Here is a 13,085-nt window from a genome sequence, read left to right on the forward strand (position 1 = left end):
ATGGAAAAGAATTTTGTTATTATCGGAAGCGGAGTAGCTGCTGTAAATGCTGCAAAAATAGTTAGAGACCATGATAAAGATTCAAATATATTCATTTTTGGTGAAGAATCGCCTTTACCCTATAACAGAATTAAACTATCAAAAGAGTTATACACAGATTTGCATAGCGAAAAAGTTTTAATCAAAAAAGAGAAGTGGTACCAAAAAAATAATATATCAGTTTTTACAAATACAAAGGTGGTAAAAATAGATACGAAGCAGCAACATATTGTTACAGCGAATAATGAAAAAATTGCTTATTACAAACTGTTAATCTGTACAGGTGCAAATAATAAGAAGCTACGAATAGATGGAATAAATAAAAAAAATGTCTTTACGATTAGAGACATGCATGACGCGGATGATTTTAAAACATGTTTAGAAGGTAAAAAGAGTGTTGTAAACATTGGGGGAGGCGTACAAGGATTAGAAACAGCTTGGTCTATCGTGAATGCAGGTAAAAAAGTAACAATTGTAGAAGTTGCAGATAAATTAATGGGAAGACAATTAGATGAGAAAACGTCTCTTTTATTAAAACAAAAAATTGAAAGTGCAGGAGTAAAGGTATATTTAAATACAACTATTGATTCTATTCTCGGAGGAGAAGAAGTAACTGGAATTAAAGTAAATGGTGATCAACGAATTGCTTGTGATAGTGTTGTGTATTCAATTGGAGTCACTCCTAACATTTCACTAGTGAATCATACTCCTATCCACGTAAATAGAGGTATTGTTGTCAATGAGATGATGGAAACGAATGTGGAGTCTGTATATGCTGCTGGGGATGTAGCGGAGGTAAATGGTGAAATTGACGGTCTATGGGGACGAGCAATGGATCAAGGAAAAATTGCAGGTAGTAACATGGTTTCTATTTCTGCTACTTACAAGAAAGCAATTCCAGTTACAATCTTTAATGCGTTTGATATATCTTTATTTTCAATTGGATGTATTGATGAAAAACAATGTGATACAACGATTGTTGAAGAGGATGGCAAAGAGAAATATACAAGGTTGTTTATTAAAGATAATAAAATAGTAGGTGTTATCTCATTAGAAGGAGTAGTTGCATCTATCCCTTACAAATCCGCTATTGAAGAACAAGTATCATTGGAAGAGATCAATATAAAAAATACGAATATAAGTGAAATAATGAGCAAGGTAAAAGAGAAACTACAATCTTAATATGGTAATAGAAAGAGGCATTATAATGAAAAAATATATTTGTTTACCATGTGGTTATATTTATGATCCAGAAATTGGAGATCCAGACGAAGATATAGAACCAGGAACAAGTTTTGAAGATTTACCAGAAGATTGGGTGTGTCCAGTATGTGGAGAAGATACTGAACATTTTGCGCCAGTAGAAGAATAGCAAAAAAAGTAACGAGAAGATTATTTAATCTCTCGTTATTTTTTATAAGGAAAGAGTTTTTTATGTGATTGGGGTCACACGTGGGTACTTTAAGAAAAGATATAATAATGTAGATACGATTAGAATTCAGCAAAAGTAGAGAGGTTAGGCAAGGGATAAGAAAATTCTTACTGATTAAAGTTTCACTTTATATAATATATTTAAAGTTAGGTGAGGTAATGTGAAAGAAAAATGTTATCGTAAAAATACAGTGAAGCCTTGTCCAAGAAAGGTCCTCATTTTTCAGTCCCTATCTGATGAAGAAATTTTAAAAATAGCTTCAATGACAAAACATAAGCAATTTAAAAAGGGGCAACCATTAATTCATGAAGGAGAGAAGTCAGATACATTATTTATTATTAATCAGGGGCAAGTAAAGTTATCCAAATTAACTCTTCAAGGAAAAGAGCAAATCTTGCATATTTTAACAAGTGGTGAATGTTTTTGTGAATTAAATATATTTAATTGCGATGAGAAGAGTAATTTCAGTGCATATGCTATAGAAGATATAAAAATTTGTATGTTAACAAAAGTTGATATGGATAGTATTATGGAGCGGAATCCAGGTATTGCATTAAAATTGTTAAAAACCGTTACACAACGGTTAGCACACACGGAGAATTTAGCACACAATTTGGCAACAAATAATCCGGAAGTTAGAATCGCCTATATAATTCTAGAATTTTGTGAAACGTATGGTAAAGATACTGATAAAGGAATACTTATAAACTTACCATTGACACGAGAAGAAATGGCAAACTATATAGGAATGACAAGAGAAACAATTAGTCGTAAATTAAGTAAATTTGAAGATTTAGGATTTATGACGTCAATTGGAAATAAGCAGATTATAGTTGAAAATAAGTTAGCTTTTAGAGAATATATCGAGTAACTGGATAGGGTATATTAAACTAGATAAAAATCAATATTAAGGAGACTATGCATAATATTGAATTCCTTTCTACTTTTGGAAACATACTGCTCTTCACTTGTTCTTTCGTAGAATGAGCTCCTATCTCAAGATTCAGAGGGAGAATTAGGTGGGAGAGAAAGTGAAATTTTAACCAGTGGTACTGATTAAAGCTTCTATTAGCGTTTTGTTTCGAAACACTTTCGCTATTCCATAAGAAAAAAGCTATCGCATATGCGATAGCTTTTTTGTGAAGCAACCTTTTTAAACGAGCCGCTTCCGCTTTTAATCTATTAACGATTTGTAAAGATTTTATCGATTAAGCCGTATTCTAGTGCTCTTTCTGCTGTCATGAAGTTGTCGCGGTCTGTGTCGCGTTGTAGAACTTCTAATGGTTGACCTGTACGATCAGCAAGAATTTGGTTTAATTTTTCACGTAAGAATAGGATACGTTTTGCAGCGATTTCGATTTCAGTCGCTTGACCTTGTGCGCCGCCAAGTGGTTGGTGAATCATTACTTCACTGTTTGGAAGTGCATAACGTTTTCCTTTTTCACCTGCTGCAAGTAGGAACGCACCCATAGATGCTGCCATACCGATACAAATTGTTGATACTTGTGGTTTAATAAACTGCATTGTATCGTAAATTGCCATACCTGCTGTGATAGAACCGCCAGGACTGTTGATGTAGATGTGAATATCTTTTTCTGGATCCTGAGATTCCAAGAATAAAAGCTGGGAAACGATTGAGTTTGCTACGTTGTCATCAATTGCGCTACCAAGCATAATGATGCGGTCTTTTAATAGTCGAGAGTAAATATCGTAAGCGCGTTCTCCACGATTTGTTTGTTCAATTACTGTAGGAATTAAATTCATCTGTTATTTCCTCCTTTGAAAGCTTTCTTAGTCTTATAATACAATTATGGTCAATAAAGGTCAAACGAAACCACTTTAAATCAAAAAAATATGTAGTTGTATCATGATTTATTCGCTATGTTTTTGGAATTCCCTGCTTATGTATCTTCAACATCATAACCGAATTATATAAATTTAAACGTAATAGGAGAAGTATGTTATTTATAAAAAACAAAAGAACGCCTTTTTTGTAGAAGCGTCCTTTTGGTTCCTATTCTTTTAAGAGGTAGGTTACTTTATTTAAAATGTGTTCGATTTGTTGTGCATTTTTACTATACATTTGGCTTGCCGATTTCGATTTTGTTTCTAAAGAAAATAATTCAAGATCAGCATGACATTTTTTTAGAGAAGCTAATAGCAATGGCTTATTTTGAGGCGAAGGCATTTGGATTTTGTCATTATAGATGTCGATAGTAAGTTGTCCGTAAGAGTCGACTTGTCCAAGAAAGACATTTTCTATTACAACTCCAATCTTCTCTAACTCCATGTGAAGCCAAGCGCGATTATGACCGCTAGCTGAAAGTGGTTCATCTAGTACATTGCCATCCATAATCACTGTATGTGTTTCCTTTTCGTTTGGCACTTTTAGTCCGATGTCTTTTGCGGTTAGTGGTTGTCTATCCTTCTTCAATAAGACGTTTAATTCGCCATTTGGCTCTAATACAGCAAATTCAACATCAGCTATGTTGAATACATCTTTTTTACGAAGGAGTTCGAGTAATTCATCGCTTGTATATTTTTCCTTTTTCAAATTATCTTCGAGTACTTTTCCATCTTTTATAAAAACAGTAGATTTTCCCTCAAAGAAGTCTCGTACTGTTTTGTTTTTTAAAGAAGCAAGTCCAGCGAAAAAAGGTACGATCGCAAAAACAAGTATACTGGAAACACCGTGGAAAAAGTTTTGTTCTAGACCAGTCGATACTTCAGCAGCGATATCACCAATTGTCATACCGGCTATGTATTCGAAAAAAGAAAGCTGAGAGATTTGTCTTTTTCCAAGCCATTTTGTGATAGCGAATAAAATAATCAAGATACATAAAGAACGTATAATGACAAGTGGCCATTCTGGTATGTGAATGTGAGGCATATAAATTCCCTCCAGTTTGCCTAAAATCCTTTATATTGTGGTTCTTCCCGTTCTAACATCGAAATTCTGTTCTTTAAATCAGCGATAACACTATCCATTTCTAACATACATTCATGGAAAACGCGTTTTGCTTCTTCGTCAGCCGCGTCTTGTGAAAGGGCACTTAAACTTGCTTGGGCACCTTTTAAACTAGCGAGACATGTTTTTACACTAGCAACAACGGTCATGGGAACACCTCTTATCCTTTTGGTTTAAATAGTAATGCGCCGATAAATCCGAATATAATGGCTGCGGAGATACCAGCACTGGTTACTTTAAACATACCTGTTATAACGCCGACAATCCCGTGCTTTGCCGCTTCTGCCATTGCTCCATGAACAAGGGCGTTTCCGAAACTTGTAATCGGAACGGTTGCCCCAGCTCCGGCAAAATCGATTAGTGGTTCATATAAATTAAATCCATCTAATATAGCACCAGCAACAACGAGTGTTGCCATTGTGTGAGCGGGCGTGAGCTTACCGACATCAAACATAAGCTGTCCGATTACGCAGATGAGTCCACCGATGACAAAAGCCCAGAAAAAAATCATTGCTCTACACCTCCAAATTCAATCGATACGGCATGAGCGATGCACGGAATGGTTTCTTCTTGTTGAAATGTAAGAGGAGACAATAAAGCGCCGGTCGCTACGACAAGCATTCTTTTGAACTCACCCTTCTTCATTCGGTTTAATAAATGTCCGTATACGACTGTTGCTGAACAACCTGCCCCGCTTCCGCCAGCTAAGACGGGTTGGCCTTCCCGATAAATGAGCAATCCACAATCTTGAAATTGCTCGCTCTTTACTTTTGTTCCGTGCTTATGCAGTAAATCATAGGAAATTTCACGTCCGACATGACCTAGGTCGCCCGTTACGATTAAATCATAGTGAGATGCATCAATTTGCATATCGCGTAAATGTGCTTCGATTGTATCGACAGCAGCTGGAGCCATCGCGCCTCCCATGTTAAAGGGGTCAGTTAAGCCCATATCAACAATCCGTCCAATTGTTGCGGATGTCACACGCGGTCCATCTCCTGCACTACTTAAAAGCGCAGCACCAGCACCAGTTACGGTCCATTGAGCGGTAGGTGGTTTTTGACCGCCGTATTCAGTTGGATAGCGGAATTGTTTTTCCACGGCTGTATTATGACTTGATGAACCTGTTAATAAATATTTTGCACCTTTTGCATTTACAATGCTTGCACCGAGAGCAAGGCCTTCCATAGAAGTAGAGCAAGCACCAAATAATCCAAGATAAGGAGTGCCAAGTGTACGACAAGCAAAGCTTGAAGGTGTAATTTGGTTAATTAAGTCTCCGGCGAGTACAAATTGAATATCTTCTTTACGAAGTCTTGCTTTCTCCGTTGCGCGGCTACAAGCTTCTTCAAATAAAATTTTATGCGCCTTTTCATAAGAATCTTGCCCGAGCCATAAATCTTCATGAAGAGTATCAAAGTCTTCAGGGATTTTTCCTTTTGCTTCAAATGGCCCACCGATTACACCTGTTGAAATGATAACTGGTTTATTTTCAAATACCCATGTTCGGTGTCCTTGTAACATTTACAAGCCTCCCCATTGAATAAGAATGGTTTTAATAAGAGCGATTACGAAAGCAGAAAATACACCAAATAAAATAACGGATCCTGCTAATTTAAACATATTGCCACCTACCCCAAGGACAAAACCTTCCGTGCGGTGTTCGATGCATGCGGCGATAACAGAATTGCCAAAACCAGTAACCGGTACAGCTGTACCAGCGCCAGCAAATTGTCCAAGACGGTCATACACACCGAATCCAGTTAGCAACATAGAGATGAAAATGAGTGTCGCTACTGTTGGGTTTCCAGCAGATCTTTCAGTGAAATCGAAATAGGTGATATAAAAGGTAGAGATGAGTTGGCCAATAAAACAGATAAGACCGCCAACAAAAAAAGCTTTTATACAATTTTTTAAAACAGGCCGTTTCGGTTCGCGCTGTTGTGCGAATTTTTTATATTCCTGTTGTACAGGTGTTAAATTTTTGTCTTTACTGGACATTTGAATCCTTCCTTTTCTTTTAGAAAACGTACAATTACGTATCGGATTTTATTTCTGATTGAATGAGCTTTAATTGTTTTTTAATTTGATCCTTGTTTACTTCTTTTTTCTTAATTTTGTTCTCTAGCGTATCTAACAGCATGAAAATTTTTCGATCTGTACTTACTCGAATATCGAAAGTAGGATACTCATCGCTTAATTGTTTTTTGATTTTGGTGCGCAGAGGTTTTAAACCAAATCTTTCGTGATGCTCTGGTTTGACAGCTATGTAAAGATCTAAGTTGGAGTTAACGGCTGTGGCTTTTATTATTTCCTCCATAGCAAGTACTTTCTTCTTTGCCTCTTGAGAGATAGACTGATTAAAGGATTCTGTACTCATCTTCGTTAACTTTGGACCATTCTTTTCCTCTGTTCGTTTCGCTTCTTCTTTTTTTACTTTTTTATCTAATGGACTCCTACCACAGCCGGTAAATGAGCTGAGTAGGAGTACGAATAACGCGGTTATGATTCCAAGTTTTCGCATTACGATCATTCCATTTCTATTGCTTTATGTAATCTGAGTGAAAAAGGATGATATGGAATCATCCTTTTTCTGTTTCTCAAAAAGTGAGTGCCATGAGATGGTATAGTACTTTCACTTATTGTTGTCCGTATTGAGGCTCTTCTTGCTGAACTTCATCAACACGTGGGTTTAAAGAATCAATAATAGATTGTGTTTGTTGTGCAGCTGTTTGGAAAAGTTGTTTTGCTTGTTGGTTGTCCGTATCAAGAGCGAACCCTTCTAAGCTTGCTTGCGCACTTTTTAATCCAGAAACAGTTTGTTTTAATTTTGTAATTACAGTCATTGAATGAAGCCTCCTTAAGAATATGAATTCAATGATTATAATTTGTGAGTAGGACCTAAATTATAATTACCAAATTTAGGATTGATGATTTGTTTTTGAAGAAATAGTGAGGAGAGCTTTTTTATATGATAGTAGTTGCGTACATTGGCATAAGAAGATATAATTACCAATATATCATTTATGCGCCCATAGCTCAGTCGGATAGAGCGGTGGTTTCCGGTACCACGTCTGCCGGGGGTTCGAATCCCTCTGGGCGCGTCAAAAAGTCTTAACTTACATTTGTAGGTTAGGACTTTTTTATTTCCTTCTTGTTATATCTGTTCATAAGATTTACTATTAGTATGTGGTTATAAAAAATGATTGTTATATATTCATTTTGATTTTCAAGCGTATCAGTCGCCGTTATGAAGAACAAAAGGTGACCTGCATTTGGTCTCTCTCTTTGTTTTCACTTGGCACGGGGCTAAAAAAGGCACTGACCGCTTCTTTTTTGAGCGGATCCTCTCTTCTACTCAAAAAAGAAAGGTTTTATGTCAGTTCTTCAACTTGTATTTATATATATTTTTTATTGTTTTCTTTCAATATTATCCATTTTTCAGTTGTAAGATGTAAATTTCATTAATACATATAAATTAATAATATTTGGAATGGGTATCTGCGCAGGATTCTCCTTTTAGGGAACTTATTGTACAATAGAAACAAGGGGGAGATTAGTTTGAAGGCAAGTCTTTTACAAGAACAAAGCTTACGTTTGGCCATGACACAAGAGTTAAGACAAGCGATTACAATGCTCCAATATAATGTGCAGGAATTATCGGAGTTTTTGTATGAGCAATCGTTAGAGAATCCCCTTATTGAGTTAGGTGGCTTTGAGAGGGAGAAGAAAAAGAGCTCAAGCAAAAGTAAAAGTACAAGCAAACAAATTGATAATCAAATGGAAATTTACAGTGTGGATTCGACAACGATTCAGCAACACTTATTAGATCAAATACAGTATTATAAAATAGATGAAGAACAGCGAAAAGCAGCTTCTTTCATCATTATGAACATGGATGAGAATGGTTATTTACAAGAAACAAATGAAGAATTAGCAGAACTACTTGCAGCACATATTGATGTAGTGGACTGTTCTATGGAGCTTGTCCAGTCATTAGAGCCAGCGGGGGTGGGAGCACGTAATATTCAGGAGTGTCTATCACTTCAATTGAAGCGCTTACAAAAACGAGATGAGCTGGCAGAAATGATTGTGGATGAACATTTCGCGTATTTTGTTAAGAAAGATTGGCGGAAACTTAGCCATGTTATGAAATGTAATAATGAAGAATTACAATCAGCTGTTGATTGTATTACATCGCTTCAGCCAAAACCAGGGCTTGCGTTTAGCTCTGAAAAACCGCTTTATATTGTTCCTGATATGGCTGTTAAAAAGGACGGCGATCGTCTCGTTTTACAAATGAATGAACGTAACATGCCAAGGATTGAAATTCATTCAGAGTATAGTGCACTTCTTCATAATAGTGAAAGTGAGGTTGCTTCTTATGTATCTGAGAAGTATCAGCATGTGCAGTGGATTATGCGCAGTTTAAAGCAACGGAAACAAACGCTTTTGCAAGTGATGGAAATCATTATGAAGAAACAACATGATTTCTTTTGGCAGGGGCCAGAGTACTTAAAACCACTCTCCTTAAAAGAAGTAGCTGAAGAACTAAGTGTACATGAATCTACAATTAGCCGTGCTACCCGTAATAAATATGTACAAACGCCGCACGGATTGTTTGAAATGAAATCATTTTTTAGCAATGCAGTGGTGACAACAGAAGATGAGGCCGTTTCTACAAAACGTGTAAAGCAATTGATGCAAACGCTTGTAGAAAAAGAAAACAAGAAAAAACCACTTTCCGATCAGAAAATTTCAAAATTGTTAGAAGAAGAGCATGAAATCGTTATTTCTCGTAGAACAGTTGCAAAATATCGAGAACAAATGAACATTCCTGCTTCTTCTCTTCGAAAAACAATTGGATAGGTGAAGAAGATGAAGGTTGTTTTATATACGAAAACAGATTGTGGCCTTTGCGTGAAAGCAAAACAGATTTTGAAAGAGGTACAGCATGTATATTCTTTTGAAATCGAGGAAATAGATATATATGAAGACGATGAGCTTTTAGAAAAGTATCAACTTATGATTCCGGTCGTGGAAATTGACGGAAAACAGGCGGGATGCGGTGTCATTCACAAAGATGTCATAATAAACTATATAAAGAATGCAGTTAAGAGTTGAATAAGTTTCTATCTCCTGTTACAATAATAAACGTAGCAGGGATTATTTTTTTAAACCTAGTGGGACATAAAATGTCACTACGGGACACAAAGTGACCACGAGGGAAAATGAACCGATGCAGTGAGGAGAAAAGATATGCGCTCATGGATTCAAAATACAAAAAAATTATTACCTGATCTGCTACCTGTTATGCAAACGAGAATGCAAATTCTTCAGCACATTCGTCTCATGCAGCCGATTGGCAGAAGAAATTTATCTGCAAGTCTTGGTATGACAGAACGAGTATTGCGAAGTGAAGTACAAGTTTTGAAAGAACAAAACTTAGTTCACGTCGCCTCTTCTGGAATGACTTTAACAGAAGAAGGAACAACTGTGGTTCTTGCTTTGGAAGACTTTATGAAAGAAATTTCCGGGTTAAAGGTTTTAGAAAAACAACTTAAGGAAACATTAGACTTGGATGAAGTTTTCGTTGTTCCTGGTGATAGTGATGAATCACCCTGGGTCAAGCTGGAGATGGGCCGTGCTTGTGTGACTTGTATAAAAGATCATCTGACAGCGAATAATATCGTTGCTGTGGCTGGAGGAACAACGCTAGCTGCTGCTGCGGACATGATGCAACTAGATTGCAAAGATTTACATATGCTATTTGTCCCAGCACGTGGTGGAATTGGAGAAGGCGTCGAATTAGAGGCCAATACCATTTGTGCAAAAATGGCACAGAATACGATGAGTAATTATCGCTTATTGTATGTTCCAGACCATGTTAGTAGCGAAGCATATGCTTCCATTGTAACAGAGCCTTCCGTGAAAGAAGTTCTTGAGTTGATTCGATCTTCCAATATCGTCATTCATGGAATAGGTGATGCGTTAACAATGGCACGTCGCAGAAGTACTTCAGAAGCAGATTGGATGAAAATTAAAACAAGTGAAGCAGTCGGCGAAGCTTTCGGTTATTACTTCAATGAACAAGGTAATGTCGTTCATAAAGTACAAACAGTAGGTATGCAGCTAAAAGATTTACATCATGTATCTCACGTTGTTGCAGTCGCTGGAGGTTCTTCAAAAGCAAAAGCAATACAGGCTGTAATTAAACAAGGGCACACTTCGATTCTAATTACAGACGAAGGTGCAGCAAAACAGTTAACAAAGGGTATTACCCTTTAATATAATCCCCCAAGGAGGAAATTCAAATGACTAAAATTGGTATTAATGGATTTGGACGTATCGGACGTGTGGTATTCCGCGCAGCTCTTAACAACCCTAACGTGGAAGTAGTAGCAATCAACGACTTAACAGACGCTAACACTTTAGCTCACCTTTTAAAATATGACTCTGTTCACGGAACAGTAAACGCAGAAGTATCTGCTAACGGCGACAGCATCGTTGTTAACGGTAAAGAAATCAAAGTTATCGCTGAGCGTGACCCAGCACAATTACCATGGAGTGACTACGGAGTAGAAGTAGTAGTAGAATCTACTGGACGCTTCACTAAAAAAGCAGACGCTGAAAAACACTTAGGTGGATCAGTTAAAAAAGTTATCATCTCTGCACCAGCTTCTGACGAAGATATCACTGTTGTTATGGGTGTTAACCACGAAGAATACGATGCATCTCAACACAATGTAATCTCTAACGCTTCTTGTACTACAAACTGCTTAGCACCATTCGCTAAAGTTCTTAACGAGAAGTTCGGTATCAAACGTGGAATGATGACAACAATTCACTCTTACACTAACGACCAACAAATCTTAGACTTACCACATAAAGACTTACGTCGTGCACGTGCAGCAGCAATGAGCATGATTCCAACTACAACTGGTGCAGCTAAAGCGGTAGCATTAGTATTACCAGAACTTAAAGGTAAATTAAACGGTGGCGCAGTACGTGTTCCAACTGCTAACGTTTCTCTTGTTGACTTAGTTGTTGAACTTGACAAAGAAGTAACAGTTGAAGAAGTAAATGCAGCATTCAAAGCAGCAGCTGAAGGCGAATTAAAAGGTATCCTTGGATACAGCGAAGAGCCATTAGTATCTATCGACTATAACGGATGCACAAATTCTTCTACAATTGATGCATTATCTACAATGACTATGGAAGGCAACATGCTTAAAGTTCTTTCTTGGTACGACAACGAAACTGGTTACTCTAACCGCGTAGTTGACTTAGTAGACTACATCGCTTCTAAAGGTCTTTAATTCTTAAGTTTATAAGTTCTCAATGACAAAACGAGGGAGAGGGTTTGTTCCCTCTCTCTTCTTTCGTTTTAGAAGCAAATGTGATAAGCTTTTGAATGGGTTTTGTCAATCCTAACTAGTCGGAGGGAAATCCAATGAACAAAAAATCAATTCGTGACGTAGATTTAAAGGGTAAACGAGTATTTTGCCGCGTTGACTTCAACGTACCTATGAAAGATGGCAAAGTTACAGACGAGACTCGTATTCGTGCAGCTCTTCCTACAATTCAATATTTAGTAGAGCAAGGAGCGAAAGTTATTTTAGCAAGTCACTTAGGTCGTCCAAAAGGCCAAGTAGTAGAAGAAATGCGTCTTACTCCAGTAGCTGCACGTTTAGGTGAGCTTCTTGGTAAAGACGTGAAAAAAGCAGACGAAGCATTCGGACCAGCTGTACAAGAAATGGTTGCAGCAATGAACGAAGGCGACATATTAGTTCTTGAAAACGTACGTTTCTATGCGGGCGAAGAAAAGAACGATGCAGAATTAGCAAAAGAATTTGCAGCTCTTGCTGATCTTTTCGTTAACGATGCATTCGGTGCAGCTCACCGTGCTCATGCTTCTACTGCAGGTATTGCAGACTACCTACCAGCAGTATCAGGCTTCTTAATGGAAAAAGAGTTAGAAGTATTAGGTAAAGCACTTTCTAACCCAGAGCGCCCATTCACAGCGATCATCGGTGGTGCGAAAGTAAAAGATAAAATCGGTGTAATTCGTCATCTATTAGACAAAGTAGATAACTTAATCATCGGTGGTGGCCTTGCTTATACATTCGTTAAAGCGTTAGGTCATGAAATCGGACAATCTCTATGTGAAAATGACAAAGTTGATTTAGCAAAAGAGTTTATGGAACTTGCGAAAGAAAAAGGCGTAAACTTCTACATGCCAGTTGATTGCGTAATTGCAGATGATTTCTCTGAAACTGCAAACGTACAAATTGTAGATATCGATTCTATTCCTGCTGATTGGGAAGGTGTGGATATCGGGCCGAAAACAAGCGCAATTTACGCAGATGTAATTAAAAACTCTAAGCTTGTTGTATGGAACGGACCAATGGGTGTATTTGAAATGACTCCTTTTGCAGAAGGTACAAAAGCAGTAGGACAAGCATTAGCAGATGCAGAAGGTACATACTCTGTTATCGGCGGTGGTGACTCTGCAGCAGCTGTTGAAAAATTCGGTATGGCTGATAAAATGAGCCACATTTCTACTGGCGGCGGTGCGTCATTAGAATTTATGGAAGGTAAAGAACTTCCAGGTGTAGTTTGTCTTAACGACAAATAAGTAGCAGC

At 37.3% G+C, this 13,085-nt stretch carries 16 protein-coding genes and 1 tRNA gene; 9 read left to right on the forward strand and 8 right to left on the reverse strand.

The annotated features are described in order from the left end of the window. The 3 genes from AC1DIT_RS01080 to AC1DIT_RS01090 all read left to right on the forward strand — a co-directional run bounded on the left by AC1DIT_RS01080 (window position 1) and on the right by AC1DIT_RS01090 (window position 2,342). Window positions 1-1,221 (forward strand): NAD(P)/FAD-dependent oxidoreductase, encoded by a 1,221-nt coding sequence (locus tag AC1DIT_RS01080; RefSeq protein WP_016132399.1) that lies wholly within the window; start codon window positions 1-3, stop codon window positions 1,219-1,221. Window positions 1,222-1,246: 25 nt separating this feature from the next. After that, window positions 1,247-1,411 carry a rubredoxin gene (rd, locus tag AC1DIT_RS01085; RefSeq protein WP_000759862.1) on the forward strand — a complete coding sequence of 55 codons (165 nt, stop codon included), beginning with the start codon at window positions 1,247-1,249 and terminating at the stop codon, window positions 1,409-1,411. A 220-nt stretch (window positions 1,412-1,631) separates the two neighbouring features. Then, on the forward strand, window positions 1,632-2,342 hold the full coding sequence (locus AC1DIT_RS01090; RefSeq protein ID WP_016132398.1) for a Crp/Fnr family transcriptional regulator: 711 nt from the start codon (window positions 1,632-1,634) through the stop codon (window positions 2,340-2,342). A 311-nt stretch (window positions 2,343-2,653) separates the two neighbouring features. Here AC1DIT_RS01090 and clpP read toward each other — a convergent pair whose 3' ends face one another. The 8 genes from clpP to AC1DIT_RS01130 form a co-directional block, all read right to left on the reverse strand. Then, window positions 2,654-3,235 carry an ATP-dependent Clp endopeptidase proteolytic subunit ClpP gene (clpP, locus tag AC1DIT_RS01095; protein ID WP_001049163.1) on the reverse strand — a complete coding sequence of 194 codons (582 nt, stop codon included), beginning with the start codon at window positions 3,233-3,235 and terminating at the stop codon, window positions 2,654-2,656. A gap of 250 nt (window positions 3,236-3,485) precedes the next feature. Further along, entirely contained in the window at window positions 3,486-4,361 is an 876-nt protein-coding gene (locus AC1DIT_RS01100; RefSeq protein WP_016132397.1) for a DUF421 domain-containing protein, read from the reverse strand. Window positions 4,362-4,381: 20 nt separating this feature from the next. Further along, the gene (locus tag AC1DIT_RS01105) at window positions 4,382-4,588 is read right to left on the reverse strand and encodes a DUF1657 domain-containing protein (RefSeq protein ID WP_016132396.1); all 207 of its coding nucleotides are present in this window, start codon (window positions 4,586-4,588) and stop codon (window positions 4,382-4,384) included. 11 nt (window positions 4,589-4,599) lie between these two features. Beyond that, window positions 4,600-4,950 (reverse strand): stage V sporulation protein AE, encoded by a 351-nt coding sequence (gene spoVAE / locus AC1DIT_RS01110; protein WP_016112492.1) that lies wholly within the window; start codon window positions 4,948-4,950, stop codon window positions 4,600-4,602. Continuing rightward, complete coding sequence (spoVAD, locus tag AC1DIT_RS01115; protein WP_016112491.1) at window positions 4,947-5,963, reverse strand: stage V sporulation protein AD; 1,017 nt, start codon at window positions 5,961-5,963, stop codon at window positions 4,947-4,949. The genes spoVAE and spoVAD overlap by 4 nt, the downstream gene beginning before the upstream one ends. Further along, window positions 5,964-6,440, reverse strand: a complete 477-nt coding sequence (gene spoVAC, locus AC1DIT_RS01120) for a stage V sporulation protein AC (RefSeq protein ID WP_016112490.1) — start codon at window positions 6,438-6,440, stop codon at window positions 5,964-5,966. Window positions 6,441-6,474: 34 nt separating this feature from the next. Next, the gene (locus AC1DIT_RS01125; protein WP_016112489.1) at window positions 6,475-6,963 is read right to left on the reverse strand and encodes a YhcN/YlaJ family sporulation lipoprotein; all 489 of its coding nucleotides are present in this window, start codon (window positions 6,961-6,963) and stop codon (window positions 6,475-6,477) included. 115 nt (window positions 6,964-7,078) lie between these two features. Beyond that, window positions 7,079-7,285 (reverse strand): DUF1657 domain-containing protein, encoded by a 207-nt coding sequence (locus tag AC1DIT_RS01130; RefSeq protein WP_003201925.1) that lies wholly within the window; start codon window positions 7,283-7,285, stop codon window positions 7,079-7,081. A gap of 182 nt (window positions 7,286-7,467) precedes the next feature. Between AC1DIT_RS01130 and AC1DIT_RS01135 the strand changes: the two genes are divergently transcribed. The 6 genes from AC1DIT_RS01135 (at window position 7,468) to AC1DIT_RS01160 (ending at window position 13,077) form a co-directional block, all read left to right on the forward strand. After that, window positions 7,468-7,543 (forward strand) — tRNA-Arg (locus AC1DIT_RS01135). Window positions 7,544-8,000: 457 nt separating this feature from the next. Continuing rightward, the gene (gene rpoN, locus AC1DIT_RS01140) at window positions 8,001-9,308 is read left to right on the forward strand and encodes an RNA polymerase factor sigma-54 (RefSeq protein WP_016112488.1); all 1,308 of its coding nucleotides are present in this window, start codon (window positions 8,001-8,003) and stop codon (window positions 9,306-9,308) included. A gap of 9 nt (window positions 9,309-9,317) precedes the next feature. Further along, complete coding sequence (locus AC1DIT_RS01145) at window positions 9,318-9,563, forward strand: glutaredoxin family protein (RefSeq protein WP_016132395.1); 246 nt, start codon at window positions 9,318-9,320, stop codon at window positions 9,561-9,563. Between the two features lie 135 nt (window positions 9,564-9,698). Further along, window positions 9,699-10,727, forward strand: coding sequence for a gapA transcriptional regulator CggR (cggR, locus tag AC1DIT_RS01150; protein ID WP_016112486.1), 1,029 nt, complete (start codon window positions 9,699-9,701; stop codon window positions 10,725-10,727). A 26-nt stretch (window positions 10,728-10,753) separates the two neighbouring features. Then, window positions 10,754-11,758, forward strand: coding sequence for a type I glyceraldehyde-3-phosphate dehydrogenase (gene gap, locus AC1DIT_RS01155; protein ID WP_016112485.1), 1,005 nt, complete (start codon window positions 10,754-10,756; stop codon window positions 11,756-11,758). A gap of 134 nt (window positions 11,759-11,892) precedes the next feature. Further along, on the forward strand, window positions 11,893-13,077 hold the full coding sequence (locus tag AC1DIT_RS01160) for a phosphoglycerate kinase (protein ID WP_016112484.1): 1,185 nt from the start codon (window positions 11,893-11,895) through the stop codon (window positions 13,075-13,077). Window positions 13,078-13,085 lie beyond the last annotated feature (8 nt).

It is taken from the genome of Bacillus sp. 05T22, from assembly GCF_056396765.1.